Origin of the sequence: Pantoea sp. WEP, assembly GCF_041678305.1 — a bacterium.
In the GTDB taxonomy this organism is placed as follows: Bacteria; Pseudomonadota; Gammaproteobacteria; order Enterobacterales; family Enterobacteriaceae; genus Pantoea; species Pantoea dispersa.
Genome location: NZ_JBGNXB010000001.1, coordinates 3,898,382 through 3,917,032, shown reverse-complemented (window position 1 = coordinate 3,917,032; position 18,651 = coordinate 3,898,382). Strand labels below are relative to the sequence as shown.

Sequence of the window (18,651 nt, the reverse complement as noted above, 5' to 3'; positions counted from 1 at the left end):
ACCGGCCCGCTCAGATTATGCCTGCTGCTGCTTATGGCGATGCTCGCTGACCATGGTCAGCAGCAGTAACACCACCGCCAGCACCGATCCGACAATCATCACTAAGAAACCGCCGTCCCAGCCGAAGAAATCCACGGTGTAACCGACAATCGCACTGGCTGCTACCGATCCACCGAGATAGCCGAACAGACCGGTAAAGCCTGCTGCAGTGCCGGCCGCTTTTTTCGGTGCCAGCTCCAGCGCGTGCAGACCAATCAGCATCACCGGACCGTAGATCAGGAAGCCAATGACGATCATGCAGATCATATCCACGCCCGGATTGCCCGGCGGGTTCAGCCAGTAAATGATGGTAGCGATGGTCACCAGCGTCATGAAAAACACCCCGGTGGCACCGCGATTGCCGCGGAATACCTTGTCCGACATCCAGCCGCACAGCAGCGTGCCCGGAATCCCGGCGTATTCGTACAGGAAATAGGCCCACGAGGATTTATCCAGCGTGAAGTGCTTCACCTCTTTCAGATAGGTCGGTGACCAGTCGAGGATGCCGTAGCGCAGCAGATAAACGAACACGTTGGCCAGTGCGATGTACCACAGCAGCTTATTCGGCAGCACGTACTGCATGAAAATCTGCTTCGCCGTCAGCTCCTGTTCGTGGTTCTCGCTGTAATCCGGCGGATAGTCATTCTTCCATGCCTCAATCGGCGGCAGCCCGCACGACTGCGGCGTATCGCGCATCAGCGCAAAAGCGATGATGGCGACGAGGATGGCACCAAACGCCGGCATATAGAGCGCGGCTTTCCAGTCGTTAAACCACGCCATGCCGAGCAGGAACAGCAGCGGAGGAATGCCGCCACCCACGTTGTGCGCGCAGTTCCATACCGACACAATGCCGCCGCGCTCTTTCTGCGACCACCAGTGCACCATGGTGCGTCCACACGGTGGCCAGCCCATGCCCTGGAACCAGCCACACAGAAACAGCAGCACGAACATCACCATGATGCTCGAGGTTGCCCACGGCACGAAGCCCATTACCAGCATCACGGCGGCGGCGAGAATCAGGCCGGCGGGCAAAAAGACCCGCGGGTTGGAGCGATCCGAGACCGATCCCATGATGAATTTGGAAAAACCGTAGGCGATGGAGATGCCGGAGAGGGCAAAGCCAAGGTCGCCGCGGGAAAAGCCCTGTTCGACCAGGTAAGGCATCGCCAGCGCAAAGTTTTTGCGCACCAGATAATAGGCGGCGTAGCCAAAGAAAATGCCGAAGAAGATCTGCCAGCGCAGACGACGATAGAGCGGATCGACGCGATCGTCCGCCACCTGGGGCTGGTGTGGTGCAGGTTTAAAAATACTCAACATCAGAATGGCCCTCCAGGGCGCAATATAGTTATCGATTCCCAGCAGGTTGGGGCAAAAAAAGTACGACAGCGAACAGAAAGCAACCTTTCCATTTCGCGCACAGAATAGTGATGGTTACGCGCAGTTACTGTGACGTGTGACACATATGTTACAGTTTTATGACACTAAAGAGCGATATAAACCAGTAAATGTTGGATTTCGCGCATTTCTGCCAGAGAAAACGGCACGTTGCCTCATAAAAATCGCCGCCCGTCGGTCAACCCGCCATGCGAACACGTGCCTGCTGACCGGGCAGCGAAGATGCGATCGTGTTTAATTTCATCACATGTCAACCAGATTATCCCGCCAGCGCGCTGTAGTTTGTTTACACTAGCGCCAGTGTTGAACTTTAGGATGCATAACCGTGCTGTTGCTGATCGTTACCACCATTCTGTGGGCTTTTTCTTTTAGTTTAATCGGGGAGTATCTGGCGGGGCAGGTGGATACCTGGTTCTCGGTGCTGATGCGTTTAGGCCTGGCGGCGCTGGTCTTTCTGCCGTTTCTGCGCTGGCGCGGTTACCGCGCTTCAACGTTGCTGCTCTATATGCTGGTGGGCATGCTGCAATTAGGCATCATGTATCTGATCAGCTTCGAGGCTTATCTCTATCTCAGCGTGCCGGAATTCCTGCTGTTTACGGTGATGACGCCGCTGTATGTCACACTGATTTATGACCTGCTCAGCAAGCGCCCGCTGCGCATTGGCTATGCCTTCAGCGCGCTGCTGGCGGTGCTCGGTGCGGCCATTATCCGCTACGACAAAGTCAGCGATGATTTCTGGTTCGGACTGCTGCTGGTGCAGGCGGCCAACATCTGCTTTGCGATTGGCATGGTGGGCTATAAGCGCCTGCAGGAAGTCCGCCCGATGCCGCAGCACACCGCGTTCTCGTGGTTCTATCTCGGCGCAGTGCTGATCGCGGTGATCGCCTGGTGCATCTGGGGCAATCCGCACAAGCTGCCGACCACCACGCTGCAGTGGAGCGTGCTGGTGTGGCTGGGCGTGGCCGCGTCCGGGCTGGGTTACTTCATGTGGAACTACGGCGCGACCCAGGTCGATGCCGGGACGCTGGGCATTATGAACAACATGCACGTGCCGGCAGGATTACTGGTGAATTTGGCGATCTGGCAGGAGAAGCCGCACTGGCCGAGCTTTATCGCCGGGGCGATAGTGATTTTTGCGTCCCTGTACGTGCATAAACGCTGGGTACTGGGACACACGGCCAAAAGCGGCAGCTCAGGCGCTTAGCTTTTTTTCGCGGGTGTCGATGGCCGCTGAATCAGCGTTAAGCCTTTCAGGAAGTTACGCAGAATCTGGTCACCGCACTCGCGATAATTTTTATGATCCGGGTTGCGGAAAATCGCGCCGATCTCGGCCTGTGACACCTTGAAGTTAGCCTTCAGTAAGATATCCGGGATATCGGTGGTTTTCAGCGCGAAGGCGATGCGTAACTTTTTGAGAAAGATATTATTGTTCATGCGGCGCTCAACCGACGGGGCCGGCGCGTCTTCGCTTTTGCCGCGACGGTAGAAAATCAGACCGTTGAGGAAGTAGCCCATCAGCACATCCGGCAGTTTACGAAACGTCTCATCGTCATCTTTCTTCAGCCACGCCTGCACATCTTCACGCGGTACTTCACTGCCCGCCAGCGCAAAAATCTCCACCACTTTGCTGTCGCTCAAATCCAGCATATAGCGCACGCTGCGCAGCACATCGTTATTGGTCATGGTGAAACTCTCCGGTAGCGGTTAAGGCGGCGCATTATAGAGCAGGCAGGGCGGGGATAACAGCACGGGCGACATTGGCCGCCCGCGGCATCAGGACGAGACCGGCTGCAGGGAGCCGGGGCGCGAGGCATCGCGCACGTAAGGCAGGTGCTCGCAGGCGTGCTGACGGGCAAAGCGCACAAAGGCCTCCAGCACCGGCTGCCGCTGCTCGCCGTCGCGCATCGCCGCGTATAAACGGCTCCACAATCCGTCGCCCAGCGTGCGTGTCACCACCAGCCCCTGGTGCTCAAAGCTCTCTACCACCCAGTGCGGCAGCGCGGCAATGCCCATGCCGGCCGACACCATCTGGATCAGCAGCAGCGTATTATCCACGCTCTTCAGCGCCGGGCTGACGCCGGCTGGCTGTAAAAAGTTACGCCACACGTCCAGCCGCTGACGCTGTACCGGATAGATCATCAGCACCTCATCGGCCAAATCTTCCGGCGTGATGTGAGCCAGTTGCGCCAGACGGTGATCCGGCGCCAGCACCAGCCGCACCTCAAAATCAAACATCGGCGCATAGAACAAACCGCTGCGCGGCAGAATATCGGACGTCAGCACCACGTCCAGTTCGCCCTGCTGCAGCGCCGGTTGCGGATCAAAGGTCACGCCGGATTTGAAGTCCATCACTACCTGCGGCCAGCTCTGACGGAAATTGTTCAGGGCCGGCGTCAGCCACTGGATGCAGCTGTGGCATTCGATAGCGATGCGCAACGTGGTCTGATGCGGCTCATGACAGGCCTGCAGCGCCTGCTGGATCTGCGGCAGAATCTGCTCCGCCAGCTGTAACAGAATCTCTCCCTGCGGCGTAAAACGGAGCGGCTGGCTCTTACGCACGAACAGCCGGAAGCCCAGCCGCTGTTCCAGGTCGCTGAACTGGTGAGACAACGCCGATTGCGTCTGATGAAGCTGGGCGGCGGCGGCAGCCAGCGAGCCGGTGTGCCGTAACGCCTGCAGCGTCCGCAGGTGTTTGAGTTCGATCATGAGAGTCCTTCACATCGAGATTGAACAAATTGCGCTTGAGACACATACAGTACCCGCAGATTATAGCGGTGTAAACATCTGGACGGCTAAACATCTCAGTCAGACGCGACGGCCACTTTACCTTTGTCCAGCTAATACGCTCAGCGCACGGCAGGATTGCCCGCTGGATGAACGTAAATCGGTTGCTGCGACTGTCGCACAGCGAATAACTTCTGGAGAATCTCACATGACCATTCTGAACCATACTCTCGGTTTCCCTCGCGTCGGACTGCGCCGCGAACTGAAAAAAGCGCAGGAAAGCTACTGGGCCGGGAACAGCTCACAGGACGAACTGCTGGCGGTGGGTCGTGAACTGCGCGCCCGTCACTGGCAGCAGCAGAAAGACGCCGGTGTTGATCTGCTGCCGGTCGGCGATTTTGCCTGGTACGATCACGTACTGACTACCAGCCTGCTGCTCGGTAACGTACCGGCACGGCACCAGAATAAAGACGGCTCAATTGACCTCGATACCCTGTTCCGCATCGGCCGCGGTCGGGCGCCCAGCGGTGAGCCTGCGGCGGCGGCAGAGATGACCAAATGGTTTAACACCAACTATCACTATATCGTGCCGGAATTTACCCAGGGTCAGCAGTTCCGTCTCAGCTGGACGCAGCTGCTGGACGAGGTGGATGAAGCGCTGGCGCTCGGCCACGCCATCAAACCGGTGCTGCTGGGGCCGGTGACCTATTTGTGGCTGGGTAAGGTGAAAGGTGACGCCTTTGACCGCCTGTCGCTGCTGCAGGCCATTCTGCCGGTGTACCGTCAGGTGCTGGCTGAACTGCATCAACGCGGCATCGAATGGGTGCAGATTGATGAGCCGGCGCTGGCGCTGGAACTGCCGCAGGTGTGGCGCGAGGCGTTTAAACCGGCGTACGACGCGCTACAGGGCGAAGTGAAACTGCTGCTGACCACCTACTTTGACAGCATTGGTCAGAATCTTGATGTCATCAAAACGCTGCCGGTGCAGGGCCTGCACGTGGACCTGGTGCACGGCAAAGATGACCTTGAGCAACTCAACCAGCAGATCCCGGCGGACTGGCTGCTGTCGCTGGGGGTGATCAATGGCCGTAACGTCTGGCGCGCCGATCTCACCCGCTGGTTTGAGCGCCTGCAGCCGCTGATCGGCCAGCGTCAGCAACTGTGGATTGGATCTTCCTGTTCACTACTGCACAGCCCCATTGACCTGAGCGTGGAAACCCGTCTCGACGACGAGGTAAAAAGCTGGTTCGCCTTTGCGTTACAGAAGTGTACGGAGCTGTCGCTGCTGAGTCAGGCGCTGAACCAGCACGATGCCGCTGCGCTGCACGCCTGGAGCGCGCCGATTCGTGCCCGGGCAAACTCTGCTCGCGTGCATAACCCCGCCGTGGCGCAGCGTCTGGCGCAAATCCAGGCCAGAGACACTGAGCGCAACAGCAGCTACACCGTGCGTGCTCAGGCGCAGCGTCAGCGCTTTAACCTGCCGGCGTGGCCTACCACCACCATCGGTTCTTTCCCGCAGACCACCGAGATCCGCGGCCTGCGCCTTGACTTCAAAAAAGGCAACATTGACGGCGGCCACTACCGCACCGGTATCGCGGAACACATCCGGCAGGCGATTGCGGAGCAGGAGCGTCTGGGGCTCGACGTGCTGGTGCATGGCGAAGCCGAGCGTAACGACATGGTGGAGTACTTCGGCGAAAACCTCGACGGCTTTGTTTTCACGCAGAACGGCTGGGTACAGAGCTACGGCTCGCGCTGTGTTAAGCCGCCGGTGATCATCGGGGACGTCAGCCGCCCGCAGCCGATTACCGTCGAGTGGGCAAAGTATGCGCAGTCGCTGACCGACAAACCGGTGAAGGGCATGCTGACCGGACCGGTCACCATCCTGTGCTGGTCGTTCCCGCGGGAAGACGTGACGCGCGAAACCATCGCAAAACAGATTGCGCTGGCGCTGCGCGACGAAGTGCAGGACCTGGAAAAAGCCGGTATCGGCATCATTCAGATTGACGAACCGGCGCTGCGTGAAGGCTTGCCGCTGCATCAGTCTGACTGGGCAGCCTACCTGCGCTGGGCGGTGGACGCGTTCCGCCTCAACGCTGCGGTGGCGCAGGACGAGACGCAGATTCACACCCACATGTGTTATTGCGAGTTCAACGACATCATGGATTCGATCGCCGCGCTGGACGCCGACGTGATCACTATCGAAACCTCACGTTCTGATATGGATCTGCTTGATGCGTTTAAAGCGTTCGAATATCCCAATGAAATCGGGCCGGGCGTATATGACATCCACTCACCCAACGTACCGAGCGTGGAGTGGATGGAAGATCTGCTGCGCAAAGCGGCGCAGAGTATTCCGCAGCAGCGCCTGTGGGTGAACCCGGACTGTGGCCTGAAAACGCGCGGCTGGAGTGAAACGCGTCAGGCGCTGGCCAACATGGTAAAAGCGGCGCAGAAGCTGCGCGCCGAAATCGTTGGATGACAGGATAATACGTTGTGTTGTTGAGTTGGGGCGCGCTGGCGCCCCTTTTTTATTCCGCGTTCGGCGCGACGCCATACTGCTTAAACCACGCCAGCATGCGCTGCCAGCCATCCTGCGCGGAATCGGCGTGGTAGCTCGGACGATAGTCGGCGTTGAAGGCGTGGCCAGCTTCCGGATACACCACAATCTCGGCTTTGGCATTAGCCGCGTGCAGGGCCTGGCGCATCTTATCGATACTTTCCAGAGGAATGCTTTCATCCTGGCCGCCATACAGGCCCAGCACCGGTGCATTCAAATCCACTGCAATATCAATTGGATGTTTCTGCTGCTTCAGCGTTTTCTCGCCCTCCAGGCGACCGTACCAGGCGGCGGCGGCGCGCACCTGCGGATTATGGGCGGCAAACAGCCAGCTGATGCGACCGCCCCAGCAGAAACCGGTGATCGCCAGACGACGGATATCGCCGCCGTGGCGCGCCGCCCAGTTGGCCACGTGGTCGAGATCCGACAGTACCTGCGAATCCGGCACTTTGCTCACCAGCTCTTTGAACAGGGTGGGGATATCGTTGTAATCGTTGGGATCGCCTTCGCGGAAATAGAGCTCCGGCGCCACGGCGAGATAGCCTTCCAGTGCCAGACGGCGGCACAGATCGCGGATGTGCTCGTGCACGCCGAAAATTTCCTGCACCACCAGCACGACCGGCAGCGTGCCGCTAAACTGTTGCGGACGAGCATAATAAGCCGGCAGGTTCTCACCCTGGCTCGGCACGGACGTCTCGCCCGCGTGAATGGCATCGCTGGCGGTAATGATGGTGCTGGCTGCGGTGGGCTGCACCGCTGGCGCAAAGCCGTCGGTAGCGGATTTTTGTGCCATATTGTCTTCGGTTTTCATGGTTCTCTCCGTGCTAGCAAGTGCGCAATCACGTAACTATAGCCTGGCCTTACGGCAAGGCTGGCGTAGGGTACGGGGGATGGTTAACCTGGTCTGCTTCTCTATTAACACTGCCTTTTATGGTTACACAGCACCGCTTGTAGCAATTCAGCGCAGCAGACCGCTAATATGTGATTAGAGTCACACAATATCTTTAGTTCAATGTAACTTTCATTATTGATAGTGAATTCAGTCACATATTTATCCGGGCCGCTGACGTAAAGTGGCGCGCTTATTCCCCTTATCTTCCAGGAGTCTGATATGGCCCAGTCTGACGTTTTCCACCTTGGCATCACCAAAGCCGATTTGAAAGGAGCCACGCTGGCGATTGTTCCTGGCGATCCGGAGCGCGTGAAGAAAATCGCGGCGCTGATGGAGAATCCACAGCACCTCGCGTCGCATCGTGAATTCACCACCTGGCTGGCGGAGATCGACGGCAAACCGGTGGTTGTCTGTTCCACCGGCATCGGCGGTCCGTCCACCTCTATCGCCGTTGAAGAGCTGGCGCAGCTGGGCGTGCGTACCTTCCTGCGTGTGGGTACCACCGGCGCGATTCAGCCACACATCAACGTGGGCGATGTGCTGGTGACCACCGCCTCGGTCCGTCTGGACGGTGCCAGCCTGCACTTTGCGCCGATGGAATTCCCGGCGGTGGCTGATTTCGCCTGCACCACCGCGCTGGTGGCCGCGGCAGAAGCCTGCGGCGCGACCACGCATATTGGTGTCACTGCCTCGTCAGACACCTTCTATCCTGGCCAGGAGCGCTACGACACCTTCTCCGGACGCGTGGTGAGCCGCTTCCAGGGCTCGATGAAAGAGTGGCAGCAAATGGGCGTGCTTAACTATGAGATGGAATCCGCTACACTGTTAACCATGTGCGCCAGTCAGGGACTGCGTGCCGGCATGGTGGCTGGCGTCATCGTGAATCGCACGCAAAAAGAGATCCCGGATGCGGCCACTATGAAGCAGACAGAAAGTGATGCGGTGAAAATTGTGGTGGATGCCGCGCGTCGCTTACTTTAGCGCGCCAGTCAGGGAATGATTTCGAGACCAGGCTTATAGGAAGCTCAGCAATTGCCTGATTAGAATGCGCGCAATTTCAGCCGATTCTGAGAAATTTCCTATGCGCAAAACGATCTCTGTCCCACGTCCGGGTTTTACCAGCCGCCCTGCTGCAATGCAGGCCCGCGTTGAGAGTGCCGCCGCGCGGTTTCGTCAGGCAATGGCCGCGTCAGATTATCCTCTGGCGCGCCAGTGCTGCGAAGAAGTGCTGCGCGTCATGCCTAACCAGATGCAGGTGCTCAGCGACTACGCGCTGACGCTGATGCGCGTCGGCGAACATAAAAAATCCTACAAGATTTACCAGAAAATCTATCAGGCACCGGCGGCGCAGCGCGCGCAGGCGTCGGAAACCTGGCTGGATGGCCTGACGGAAGTGTGTGGCTGGCTGGATAAGACAGATGAAGTGGCGCGTTATGGCCTGGAATCGCTCACCCAATCCGACATGCGTTTCAGTCAGGGCGCGAAAGCGACTTTTCCCGCACCGGCGCCTGCGCCGATTAACCGCAGCAATCCGGCAGAAAATATCATCTCCTTCAGCCTGTACGGCGGTCAGCCGCGCTACTGCGAAACCCTGATTAAAAACGTTGAGGTGGCGCGCGAGCTCTATCCGGACTGGATGTGCCGCATCTATCTCGACGACAGCGTGCCGCAGCACGTGTGGCAGCGCCTGACCCAGCCAAACACCCAGCTGGTGGATATGTCGCAGGAGAAAACCATTTTCCCTACGCTGTGGCGCTTTCTGGTGATGGACGATGCCAGCGTAAAACGCTACATCGTGCGGGATGCGGATTCGCTGCTGTCAGAGCGCGAAGTGGCGGCCGTCGACGCCTGGCTGGCTTCGCCATTCTGGTTCCACCACATGCGCGATTATTATTCGCACACCGAGCTGTTACTGGCCGGCATGTGGGGCGGCTGTCACGGCGTGTTTCACAATGTGGAGCAGCAGATGCGCGACTTTATCGCGCAGTATGACGGCAGCGAGCGCTTTACTGACCAGTACTTCCTCAAGGTAGCGCTGTGGCCGACGGTGCGCGACAGCATCCTCAATCACGACGATATCTTTCACTTCCACCACGCGCAGCCGTGGCCGGCGCATGCGCCGATTCGCTGGCAGACCGACAGCTTCCACGTCGGCAGCAACGCCGGTTTCGCCAGCATGGCCGGCAAAGTGGCCAACGCCGAAAATGGCCAGCAGCAGGTAGAGCTGACCTACGGCGGCAACAGCTGGTGCTATCCGGCGAAGGTGAAAAGCGACAGTGAATGGGTGCTGCCGATGCCGTTTTTCCTGATTGACGCCTGGAAAGCCGGCGACCTGACCGTACGCGCCCTGTAGTTGCCCGGACGGTGCCCATCGCGCCCGCGATAAAATCCGCGGGTTGCCATGAATGTTCTGGACATTCATACAGTGGCGCTCTACCTTCTCCTCAGCGAGACGATCCGCGGGGGGATTATGGATCAGCAACTTATCATCAGCGGCGCGCTGGCGCTGGCCGGTTTGGGCATTGGCTGGATTATTGCCCAGCTGCGCGCCGGCCATCAGCACGCCAGCTTCACCACCGAACGCCGCCTGCTGGAACAGGCGCAGCAGCGTCAGCAGCAGCAGCTGGAACAGCTGCAACAGCAACTGCAGCAGCGCGAACAGGAGCTGCGCCAGCTTCACGGCACGCTCAGCGGCGCGCAGGAGCGCCTGCAGCAGCTGGATTACTGGCGGGCCGAGAGTGAACAGCTCAGCCGCGAGCTGCGTAATCAGCTGGAAGTTAACAGCGCGCAGGAAGCCGAACTGCGGGAAGTCACCATTCGATTAGAAGAGACGCGTTTCGCCGCTGAGGAGAAGCAGCGTCTGCTGACCAACAGCGAACAGCGCCTGAGTGCGCAGTTTGAAAACCTCGCCAACCGAATCTTCGAAAACAGCGGAAAACGCGTCGACGAGCAGAACCGGCAGAGCCTCAACAGCCTGATCGGCCCGCTGCGCGAACAGCTGGACGGCTTCCGCCGCCAGGTCAACGATAGCTTCGGCCAGGAAGCGCGTGAACGCCACACGCTGGCGCATGAGATTCGTCAGCTGCAGCAGCTCAACGCGCAGATGGCGCAGGAAGCGATCAACCTCACCAAAGCGCTGAAGGGCGACAACAAAATTCAGGGCAACTGGGGCGAAGTGGTGCTCAGCCGGGTGCTGGAGGCCTCAGGCCTGCGCGAAGGCTACGAGTACCAGACCCAGGTCAGTGTGCAGCTGGAGCAGCAGGGCCGTATGCAACCGGATGTGATTGTGCGTCTGCCGCAGGGTAAAGATGTGGTGATTGACGCCAAAATGACGCTGATTGCCTATGAGCGCTACTTCAACGCCGACGATGAGCTGACGCGCGAGCAGGCGATTCAGGAGCACATCAACGCGGTGCGCGGCCATATCCGGCTGCTGGGGCGTAAAGATTATCAACAATTGCCCGGTTTACGCTCGCTGGATTATGTGCTGATGTTTATTCCGGTCGAACCGGCGTTTCTGCTGGCGATCGATCGTCAGCCGGAGCTGATCAGCGAAGCGCTGCAGCAAAACATTATGCTGGTCAGCCCGACCACGCTGCTGGTGGCGCTGCGCACCATCAATAATCTGTGGCGCTATGAGCATCAGAGCCGCAACGCGCAGCGCATCGCCGACCGCGCTGCGCGCTTGTACGACAAGATGCGGCTGTTTGTTGATGACATGAGTGGCATCGGGCATAGCCTCGACAAAGCGCAGCAGAGTTATCAGCTGGCGATGAAAAAGCTGGCGCAGGGGCGTGGCAACCTGATCGCCCAGAGCGAGTCGTTTCGTGCGCTTGGCGTGGAGATCAAACGGCCCATCAACCCGCAGCTGGCAGAGCAGGCGCAGCCCGACGCGGCGGATGATACATGGGCCGATGACAGCGAGCCCGCTGAAAATGCGGCAGATTCTTCCGCCGCTTCCCTGCGCCGCATCAACGAATAACACGCCGGTGGCGTGCTCGGATCGCCCGACTCTGATACACTTCGGGAAGTATTGTTTGTGGAACAGGTAAAACCGATGGCAGATGAATCACAGCAGGAAACTACCCATTTTGGCTTTCAGACCGTCGCCAAAAGTGAAAAGGCCGATAAAGTCGCGGACGTGTTTCACTCCGTCGCGGCGAAATATGACCTGATGAACGATCTGATGTCGTTCGGCATCCATCGCGTCTGGAAGCGTTTTACCATCGACAGCAGCGGCGTGCGCCGCGGTCAGCGCGTCCTGGATCTGGCCGGCGGTACCGGCGATCTGACGGCAAAATTCTCGCGCCTGGTCGGTGAAACCGGTCAGGTGGTGCTGGCGGACATCAACAGCTCAATGCTGAAGATGGGACGCGAAAAGCTGCGCAATCTCGGCGTAACCGGCAACGTCAGCTACGTGCAGGCTAACGCAGAAGCGCTGCCGTTCCCGGATAACTATTTCGACTGCATCACCATCTCCTTCGGCCTGCGTAACGTGACCGAAAAAGAGAAGGCGCTGGCGTCGATGTTCCGCGTGCTCAAGCCAGGCGGTCGTCTGCTGGTGCTGGAGTTCTCTAAACCGGTTTTCGATCCGCTGAGCAAAGCCTACGACACTTACTCTTTCCACATTCTGCCGCGCATCGGCCAGCTGGTGGCAAAAGACGCGGAGAGCTATCGCTATCTGGCGGAGTCGATTCGTATGCATCCGGATCAGGAAACCCTGAAGGCGATGATGAACGACGCGGGCTTTGAAAATACCAGCTACTACAACATGACCGGCGGCATTGTGGCGCTGCATCGTGGCTTTAAGTTCTGATTAATCATGACTTTTACCCCTCTCATCACCGGCGGTCTTGAGACCGCCCTGAACCGTGTGTTGTACCGCGATCGCAGCCTGAAAACCGCACGCCAGCGTCTGGCCGGCAAAGTCCTGCTGCTGCGCCTGCAGGAGCTGGATTTTCCGCTGGTGCTGGTGTTCAGTGAAAACCAGCTGGATGTGCTGAGTGACTGGCAGGACCGCAGCGACTGCAGCGTCAGCCTGCGTTTCAGCACGCTGCCTAAGCTGCGCGATCGTCAGCAGCTGACCAGCCTGATTCGCAGCGGTGAGCTGGACGTGGAAGGCGATCTGCAGGTGGTACAGCAATTCTCCGCGCTGATGGATCTGGCTGAACTCGACCCGGCCGAATATCTCGCGCCGTGGGTGGGCGACATTGCGGCACAGGGCATCAGCCAGGCCGCTCAGCGTGCGCTGGCCCAGCTCAGACAGCAGGTCACCCGCCGTCAGGATTATCTGGGGCAGGTGCTGACCGAAGAGTGGCGCGTGGCACCGGGGGCGCTGGAGCAGGCGTGGTTTTGTGAGGAGGTAGAAGCGATGGAACGTGCGCTTAATGCGTTTGAGGCGCGTTTGGCACAGTTGGAGGCGAAATGACGCTGGGAGAAATTCGGCGCTTATACTTCATTATCAAAGTTTTTCTGACCTACGGGCTGGATGAACTGATTCCGCATATGCGCATTACGCTGCCGCTGCGGCTGTGGCGGCGCTGTGTTTTCTGGATCCCCAACCGGCACAAAGAAGCCGAGATGGGCATCCGTCTGCGTCTGGCCATGGAGCAGCTCGGTCCGGTTTGGATCAAGTTCGGTCAGATGCTCTCGACGCGCCGCGACCTGTTCCCGCCGAAAATTGCCGATGAGCTGGCGATTCTGCAGGACCGTGTGGCGCCGTTCGACGGCGTGAAAGCCAAAGCGCAGATTGAGCGTTCGATTGGCGGCCCGGTGGAAACCTGGTTCGACGACTTCGATATCAAACCGCTGGCATCCGCTTCGATTGCCCAGGTGCATACCGCGACGCTGAAATCCAACGGCCGCGAAGTGGTGATCAAAGTGATTCGCCCGGATATCCTGCCGGTGATCAAAGCTGACATGAAGCTGATTTACCGCCTGGCGCGCTGGGTGCCACGTCTGCTGCCGGACGGTCGCCGTCTGCGCCCGATGGAAGTGGTGCGCGACTACGAAAAAACGCTGATTGATGAACTCAATCTGCTGCGTGAAGCTGCCAATGCGATTCAGCTGCGCCGCAACTTCGACCAGAGCCGCATGCTGTACGTGCCGGAAGTGTTTTCCGACTACTGCAGCGAAACCATGCTGGTAATGGAGCGCATTTACGGCATTCCTATCTCCGACGTCGCCACGCTGGAGCAGCACGGCGTCAACATGAAGCTGCTGGCCGAACGCGGCGTGCAGGTGTTCTTCACACAGGTGTTCCGCGACAGCTTCTTCCACGCCGATATGCATCCCGGCAACATCTTCGTGAGCTACGAGCATCCGGAAGATCCGCAGTACATCGGCATTGACTGCGGCATCGTTGGCTCGCTGAACAAAGAAGATAAGCGCTACCTGGCGGAAAACTTCATCGCCTTCTTCAACCGCGACTACCGCAAAGTGGCCGAGCTGCACGTCGACTCGGGCTGGGTACCGCCGGATACCAACGTGGAAGATTTTGAGTTCGCGATCCGTACCGTGTGCGAGCCGATTTTCGAAAAGCCGCTGGCGGAAATCTCCTTTGGTCACGTGCTGCTCAATCTGTTCAACACCGCGCGCCGTTTCAATATGGAAGTGCAGCCGCAGCTGGTGCTGCTGCAGAAAACCCTGTTGTACATCGAGGGCATCGGCCGTCAGCTCTATCCGCAGCTCGATCTGTGGAAAACCGCCAAGCCGTTCCTGGAGGACTGGATTAAGGATCAGATCGGCATTCCGGCCATCCTGCGGGCGGTGAAAGAGAAGGCGCCGTTCTGGGCGGAGAAACTGCCGGAGCTGCCGGAGCTTTTTTACGACAGTATGCGCCAGCACAAGTTATTGCAGCACAGTGTCGATAAACTCGTCACCGATTTGAACGCGCAGCGCACCCGTCATCATCAGGCACGTTATCTGTTTGGCGTCGGGGCTACACTGTTATTAAGTGGCACCGCCGTGCTGTTGAGCCGGCCTGACTGGGACTTCTTCCCGGCGCTGTTAATGGCCGCCGGCATCGTCACCTGGCTCATCGGCTGGCGCAAGACAAACTGATTGTCTGCCTGGTGCAAATCGCGTAATGTCGCAGGCTTAAGTCCGGGTAAAAACGGACTTTCTGTGCGTTACAGTTAACCGTTTTTCACAGAATATTAGAGGCATATCTCATGGGCGGTATCAGTATTTGGCAATTGTTAATCATTGCCGTCATTGTTGTACTTCTGTTCGGTACCAATAAGCTTCGTAACCTGGGTTCGGATTTAGGCTCTTCCATTCGCGGCTTCAAAAAAGCCATGAGCGATGAAGACGAGAAAAAGGATCAACCGAAAGAGCAGGACGCTGACTTCAACGCCAAACTGGCAGACAAACAGCACACCCCGGCGAGCAAAGACGACGCCCGGGACAAGTAAGGTAAAACTGTGTTCGATATTGGTTTTAGTGAACTGGTATTGGTGTTCGTGATCGGGCTGATTGTACTGGGCCCGCAGCGCTTACCGGTTGCGGTGAAAACCGTTGTTGGCTGGATCCGGGCCATTCGCTCGCTGGCTGCTAATGTGCAGAACGAACTGGCCCAGGAGCTGAAACTGCAGGAGCTGCAGGACAGCCTGAAAAAGGTCGAAGAGGCAGGACGCGGCACGCTGTCGCCGGAGCTGAAACAATCCATGGAAGAGCTGCGTAAAACCGCGGACTCCATGAAGCGCTCGGTGCAGCAGAGCATCGATATCGAAAAAGCGGAAGATGAAGCCAACACCATTCATCAGCCGCCCGCTGCTGCGCCACAGCCCGCTGCCGCACCGCAGCCCGCTGAGCCGCACAGCGTTGTGACGCCGGCCAGCGCGGCGCATCAGGCCAGCGCCCCGGCGCAGGCGCCGCAGCCTGCACCAGCCACCAGCCACACCGATTCCGTCGCGCCTGCGACCACTCCTCCCGTAAAAGATGAACGATAAACATGGCCGTTGAAGATACCCAACCGCTCATCAGCCACCTGATTGAGCTGCGCAAGCGTCTGCTGAACTGCATCATCGCGGTGTTTGTTATCTTCCTGTGTCTGGTTTACTTCGCCAACGACATCTATCACGCGGTGGCAGCACCGCTGATTAGCCAGATGCCCGCCGGCGCCAGCATGATCGCCACCGACGTGGCCTCACCGTTCTTTACGCCGATCAAACTGACCATCATTGTGTCGGTGTTTCTTGCGGTGCCGGTGATTCTTTATCAGGTCTGGGCGTTTGTCGCCCCCGCGCTGTATCGCCATGAGCGCCGTCTGGTGATGCCGCTGCTGTTCTCCAGTACGCTGCTGTTTTATGTCGGCGTGGCCTTTGCCTACTTCATTGTGTTCCCGCTGGCATTTGGCTTCTTCGCCAAAACCGCGCCGCAGGGCGTCACCATCGCCACGGACATCACTAACTACCTCGACTTTGTCATGACGCTGTTCATGGCGTTTGGCGTGGCGTTTGAGGTGCCGATTGCCATCGTGCTGCTGTGCTGGACCGGCATTACCAGCCCGGACGATCTGAAAAAGAAACGGCCGTATATTCTGGTCGGCGCGTTTGTGGTTGGGATGTTGCTCACACCGCCGGACGTTTTCTCGCAAACTTTGCTCGCTATTCCGATGTACTGCCTGTTTGAAGTCGGCGTATTCTTCTCCCGCTACTATGTGGGTAAAGGACGTCAGGCGGCAGACGATGAGGAACAGAACCCCGACGCCTGATGTCTTTTATGCAGGGCATCCCGCTGATGGGGTGATGATGAATCTTAACCGCCCGCCTGCCGGGCGGTTTTTCTATCCGTCGCTTTAAGACGGAATGGGGAGCAAACATGTTTGATATCGGTGTAAACCTGACCAGCACGCAATTCGCAAAAGATCGCGATCAGGTGGTAAAACGCGCGCGCGAAGCAGGCGTCACCGGCCTGTTAATTACCGGCACCAATGCCCTGGAGAGCCAGCAGGCGCGTCAGCTGGCGACCCGGCACGCGGGCTACTGCTGGTCGACCGCCGGCGTGCACCCGCATCATGCCAGCGAGTGGTCGGCGGAAACCGCCAGTACGCTGCGCCGCCTGGCTGACAGCGAGCAGGTGGTCGCGATTGGTGAATGCGGGCTCGACTTCAACCGGAACCTTTCCGCGCACGAGCAGCAGGAGTACGCGTTTGATGCGCAGCTCCAGCTGGCGGCGGAATTGCAGCTGCCGGTGTTTTTACACTGTCGTGAGGCACATGAACGTTTTCTGGCGGTGCTGCAGCCGTGGCTGCCGAAACTGGTGGGCGCGGTGGTGCACTGTTTTACCGGCACGCGTGACGAGCTGGAAGCCTGCCTGGCGCTGGGGTTATCGGTGGGCATTACCGGCTGGGTGTGCGATGAACGGCGCGGAATGGCGCTGCGTGACATGCTGCCGCTGATTCCGGCAGATCGTCTGCTGCTGGAGACCGATGCGCCCTATCTGCTGCCGCGCGATATGCGTCCGCGTCCGACCTCGCGCCGTAACGAACCCTGCTTTCTGCCGCATATCGTTCAGCAGGTGGCGCACTGGCGTGGTGAACAGCCAGACGCACTGGCGGCACGCGTCGACCACAACGCACGTCAGCTATTCAGGCTGGCTTAAACCTTACGGAACTGCTTGTTGTCCACGCTGCGCATCACCTGTTTATTCAGCAGGTTAAGCAGCAGGATTGAGCGGGTTTCACCATCGGGCTCGGCAAAAATAGCGCGCAGCCCTTCAAAGGTGCCGTCGGTGATCAGCACTTCATCACCGACCTGCGGCGTTTCCGGATCCAGCAGGATCTGCGGCGCATCAGTTTGCAGCGCTTCGATCACTTCATACGGCACCGTCGCGGGCATGGCACCAAAGCGCACAAAGTGGCTGACGCCGCGCGTGCTGCTGATGGTGGTGGTGTGAATCGCTTCCGGATCGAATTCGATAAACAGATAGTTGGGAAACAGCGGCTCACTCACGGTGGTGCGTTTGCCGCGCACAATCTTCTCCAGAGCGATCATCGGGCTGAGGCAATTCACCTCCTGCCGCTCAAGATGCTCCTTCGCGCGCAACAGCTGACCACGTTTGCAATAGAGTAAGTACCAGGATTCCATAACTGCTCCCAAATAATGGACGCTAAGAATAACAAACCTGTTGTCAGAGTTATAGCGCATCGGCGGCCGGAAACCCGGTCACACAAGAAAAATCTCTACGAATTTTCCGATTGGTGCGACGAACTAACGCTTTTCAGCAAGAAAATTGACGTCTGGCGATCATCTGTATCAGACTGCCAACCCATTAGACGAAGAAAAAGGACAGGCTGATGGAACTGTTTTTACTGAGCAATGGCAAAGTGGCCGACGATGCGCCGCTGCTGAGCTATGCGCATCCGCAGCTGCACGCGATGATTGCCCAGCGCGGCATCACCTCGGCGGTGCTGGTGCCCTACGCCATTATTCGTGACGATCACGCCCAGCGTGCGCAGGCGTTGTCTCAGTCACTGGGCATTCCGGTGCGCACGGTACACGAGTTCGAGACACCGGTTGCGGCCATTGAGCAGGCGGAGCTGATTCTGGTGAGCGGCGGCAATACCTGGCTGCTGAACCAGATGCTGCACGAGCAGGGGCTGATCGTGGCGATTCAGCGCGCAGTGCGCGAGCGCGACGTCCCTTACGTTGGCTGGAGCGCGGGCTGTAACGTGGCGACACCGTCGATTCGCACCACCAATGATATGCCGGTACGCAGCAGCGTGGTGCTGCCTGCGCTGGGGCTGTTCCCGGTGCAAATCAATCCTCACTATCTTGATGCGCACGTCAGCGGCCATATGGGCGAAACCCGTGATGAGCGTCTGGCCGAATTCTGCGCGGTGAATCCGCAGGAGTCGGTGATTGCGCTGCGGGAAGCCAGCTTCCTGCACGTCAGTGAGAACCGTCTGCGCTACTACAGCGCGCGCGGTGAAGATTTCAAAGTGTTCCGTCACGGTGAAGCGATTGCCGCTTATCATGATGTGCTGGCCCTGCAGTCGCTGGTGCCGTTTTCCTGTCAGCCCGCCTGACGCAGAAAC

Annotated in this window: 18 protein-coding genes; 13 read left to right on the top strand and 5 right to left on the bottom strand. The window is 58.6% G+C overall.

Annotated elements, in window-relative coordinates; all coding sequences use genetic code 11:
* Positions 1-15: 15 nt before the first annotated feature.
* Positions 16-1,356, bottom strand: a complete 1,341-nt coding sequence (gene glpT / locus ABVR31_RS18270) for a glycerol-3-phosphate transporter (RefSeq protein WP_058758118.1) — start codon at positions 1,354-1,356, stop codon at positions 16-18.
* Positions 1,357-1,759: 403 nt separating this feature from the next.
* Between glpT and ABVR31_RS18265 the strand changes: the two genes are divergently transcribed.
* Positions 1,760-2,638: a carboxylate/amino acid/amine transporter gene (locus tag ABVR31_RS18265; RefSeq protein ID WP_371221922.1), complete on the top strand. Its 879-nt coding sequence runs from the start codon at positions 1,760-1,762 to the stop codon at positions 2,636-2,638.
* On the opposite strand, the gene ABVR31_RS18260 is transcribed toward ABVR31_RS18265, so the two are convergent.
* Together ABVR31_RS18260 and metR are read right to left on the bottom strand one after the other, a co-directional pair.
* The gene (locus ABVR31_RS18260; RefSeq protein WP_288424577.1) at positions 2,635-3,117 is read right to left on the bottom strand and encodes a DUF1456 family protein; all 483 of its coding nucleotides are present in this window, start codon (positions 3,115-3,117) and stop codon (positions 2,635-2,637) included. The two genes, ABVR31_RS18265 and ABVR31_RS18260, sit on opposite strands and share 4 nt — an antisense overlap.
* Positions 3,118-3,207: 90 nt before the next feature.
* Positions 3,208-4,140 carry an HTH-type transcriptional regulator MetR gene (metR, locus tag ABVR31_RS18255; protein WP_021506955.1) on the bottom strand — a complete coding sequence of 311 codons (933 nt, stop codon included), beginning with the start codon at positions 4,138-4,140 and terminating at the stop codon, positions 3,208-3,210.
* Between the two features lie 226 nt (positions 4,141-4,366).
* Between metR and metE the strand changes: the two genes are divergently transcribed.
* A complete protein-coding gene (gene metE / locus ABVR31_RS18250; protein WP_372773766.1) occupies positions 4,367-6,640 on the top strand; it encodes a 5-methyltetrahydropteroyltriglutamate--homocysteine S-methyltransferase in 2,274 nt (757 codons plus the stop codon).
* Positions 6,641-6,689: 49 nt separating this feature from the next.
* On the opposite strand, the gene ABVR31_RS18245 is transcribed toward metE, so the two are convergent.
* On the bottom strand, positions 6,690-7,529 hold the full coding sequence (locus tag ABVR31_RS18245; protein WP_021506953.1) for a dienelactone hydrolase family protein: 840 nt from the start codon (positions 7,527-7,529) through the stop codon (positions 6,690-6,692).
* 300 nt (positions 7,530-7,829) lie between these two features.
* On the opposite strand from ABVR31_RS18245, the gene udp reads away from it, so the two are divergent.
* The 10 genes from udp (at position 7,830) to tatD (ending at position 17,216) form a co-directional block, all read left to right on the top strand.
* The gene (gene udp, locus ABVR31_RS18240) at positions 7,830-8,591 is read left to right on the top strand and encodes a uridine phosphorylase (protein ID WP_021506952.1); all 762 of its coding nucleotides are present in this window, start codon (positions 7,830-7,832) and stop codon (positions 8,589-8,591) included.
* A gap of 100 nt (positions 8,592-8,691) precedes the next feature.
* Positions 8,692-9,963, top strand: coding sequence for a hypothetical protein (locus tag ABVR31_RS18235; protein ID WP_031279608.1), 1,272 nt, complete (start codon positions 8,692-8,694; stop codon positions 9,961-9,963).
* 117 nt (positions 9,964-10,080) lie between these two features.
* On the top strand, positions 10,081-11,592 hold the full coding sequence (gene rmuC / locus ABVR31_RS18230; protein WP_021506950.1) for a DNA recombination protein RmuC: 1,512 nt from the start codon (positions 10,081-10,083) through the stop codon (positions 11,590-11,592).
* A gap of 75 nt (positions 11,593-11,667) precedes the next feature.
* The gene (gene ubiE, locus ABVR31_RS18225; RefSeq protein WP_021506949.1) at positions 11,668-12,426 is read left to right on the top strand and encodes a bifunctional demethylmenaquinone methyltransferase/2-methoxy-6-polyprenyl-1,4-benzoquinol methylase UbiE; all 759 of its coding nucleotides are present in this window, start codon (positions 11,668-11,670) and stop codon (positions 12,424-12,426) included.
* A gap of 6 nt (positions 12,427-12,432) precedes the next feature.
* The gene (locus ABVR31_RS18220) at positions 12,433-13,038 is read left to right on the top strand and encodes an SCP2 domain-containing protein (protein WP_058758122.1); all 606 of its coding nucleotides are present in this window, start codon (positions 12,433-12,435) and stop codon (positions 13,036-13,038) included.
* On the top strand, positions 13,035-14,672 hold the full coding sequence (gene ubiB / locus ABVR31_RS18215; protein ID WP_021506947.1) for a ubiquinone biosynthesis regulatory protein kinase UbiB: 1,638 nt from the start codon (positions 13,035-13,037) through the stop codon (positions 14,670-14,672). The genes ABVR31_RS18220 and ubiB overlap by 4 nt, the downstream gene beginning before the upstream one ends.
* A gap of 110 nt (positions 14,673-14,782) precedes the next feature.
* Entirely contained in the window at positions 14,783-15,025 is a 243-nt protein-coding gene (tatA, locus tag ABVR31_RS18210) for a Sec-independent protein translocase subunit TatA (RefSeq protein WP_010618194.1), read from the top strand.
* A gap of 9 nt (positions 15,026-15,034) precedes the next feature.
* Positions 15,035-15,562, top strand: coding sequence for a Sec-independent protein translocase protein TatB (gene tatB, locus ABVR31_RS18205; RefSeq protein WP_021506946.1), 528 nt, complete (start codon positions 15,035-15,037; stop codon positions 15,560-15,562).
* A 2-nt stretch (positions 15,563-15,564) separates the two neighbouring features.
* Positions 15,565-16,326, top strand: a complete 762-nt coding sequence (tatC, locus tag ABVR31_RS18200) for a Sec-independent protein translocase subunit TatC (RefSeq protein WP_021506945.1) — start codon at positions 15,565-15,567, stop codon at positions 16,324-16,326.
* 107 nt (positions 16,327-16,433) lie between these two features.
* Positions 16,434-17,216 (top strand): 3'-5' ssDNA/RNA exonuclease TatD, encoded by a 783-nt coding sequence (gene tatD, locus ABVR31_RS18195; RefSeq protein ID WP_058758125.1) that lies wholly within the window; start codon positions 16,434-16,436, stop codon positions 17,214-17,216.
* Here the strand turns inward: tatD and rfaH are convergent.
* Positions 17,213-17,701 carry a transcription/translation regulatory transformer protein RfaH gene (gene rfaH, locus ABVR31_RS18190; RefSeq protein WP_031279607.1) on the bottom strand — a complete coding sequence of 163 codons (489 nt, stop codon included), beginning with the start codon at positions 17,699-17,701 and terminating at the stop codon, positions 17,213-17,215. The genes tatD and rfaH overlap by 4 nt on opposite strands.
* Positions 17,702-17,910: 209 nt before the next feature.
* Here rfaH and pepE point away from each other — a divergent pair, with 209 nt between their 5' ends.
* Positions 17,911-18,642: a dipeptidase PepE gene (gene pepE / locus ABVR31_RS18185; protein ID WP_058758126.1), complete on the top strand. Its 732-nt coding sequence runs from the start codon at positions 17,911-17,913 to the stop codon at positions 18,640-18,642.
* Positions 18,643-18,651 lie beyond the last annotated feature (9 nt).

What these genes read in the sequence shown, in the direction of transcription:
- tatD (WP_058758125.1), top strand. Translation starts at nt 16,434, where the DNA reads ATGTTTGATATCGGTGTAAACCTGACCAGCACGCAATTCGCAAAAGAT.
- ABVR31_RS18220 (WP_058758122.1), top strand. Translation starts at nt 12,433, where the DNA reads ATGACTTTTACCCCTCTCATCACCGGCGGTCTTGAGACCGCCCTGAAC.
- ubiB (WP_021506947.1), top strand. Translation starts at nt 13,035, where the DNA reads ATGACGCTGGGAGAAATTCGGCGCTTATACTTCATTATCAAAGTTTTT.
- ABVR31_RS18245 (WP_021506953.1), bottom strand. Translation starts at nt 7,529, where the DNA reads ATGAAAACCGAAGACAATATGGCACAAAAATCCGCTACCGACGGCTTT.
- metR (WP_021506955.1), bottom strand. Translation starts at nt 4,140, where the DNA reads ATGATCGAACTCAAACACCTGCGGACGCTGCAGGCGTTACGGCACACC.
- ubiE (WP_021506949.1), top strand. Translation starts at nt 11,668, where the DNA reads ATGGCAGATGAATCACAGCAGGAAACTACCCATTTTGGCTTTCAGACC.
- rmuC (WP_021506950.1), top strand. Translation starts at nt 10,081, where the DNA reads ATGGATCAGCAACTTATCATCAGCGGCGCGCTGGCGCTGGCCGGTTTG.
- glpT (WP_058758118.1), bottom strand. Translation starts at nt 1,356, where the DNA reads ATGTTGAGTATTTTTAAACCTGCACCACACCAGCCCCAGGTGGCGGAC.
- tatC (WP_021506945.1), top strand. Translation starts at nt 15,565, where the DNA reads ATGGCCGTTGAAGATACCCAACCGCTCATCAGCCACCTGATTGAGCTG.
- tatA (WP_010618194.1), top strand. Translation starts at nt 14,783, where the DNA reads ATGGGCGGTATCAGTATTTGGCAATTGTTAATCATTGCCGTCATTGTT.
- udp (WP_021506952.1), top strand. Translation starts at nt 7,830, where the DNA reads ATGGCCCAGTCTGACGTTTTCCACCTTGGCATCACCAAAGCCGATTTG.
- ABVR31_RS18235 (WP_031279608.1), top strand. Translation starts at nt 8,692, where the DNA reads ATGCGCAAAACGATCTCTGTCCCACGTCCGGGTTTTACCAGCCGCCCT.
- metE (WP_372773766.1), top strand. Translation starts at nt 4,367, where the DNA reads ATGACCATTCTGAACCATACTCTCGGTTTCCCTCGCGTCGGACTGCGC.
- pepE (WP_058758126.1), top strand. Translation starts at nt 17,911, where the DNA reads ATGGAACTGTTTTTACTGAGCAATGGCAAAGTGGCCGACGATGCGCCG.
- ABVR31_RS18260 (WP_288424577.1), bottom strand. Translation starts at nt 3,117, where the DNA reads ATGACCAATAACGATGTGCTGCGCAGCGTGCGCTATATGCTGGATTTG.
- rfaH (WP_031279607.1), bottom strand. Translation starts at nt 17,701, where the DNA reads ATGGAATCCTGGTACTTACTCTATTGCAAACGTGGTCAGCTGTTGCGC.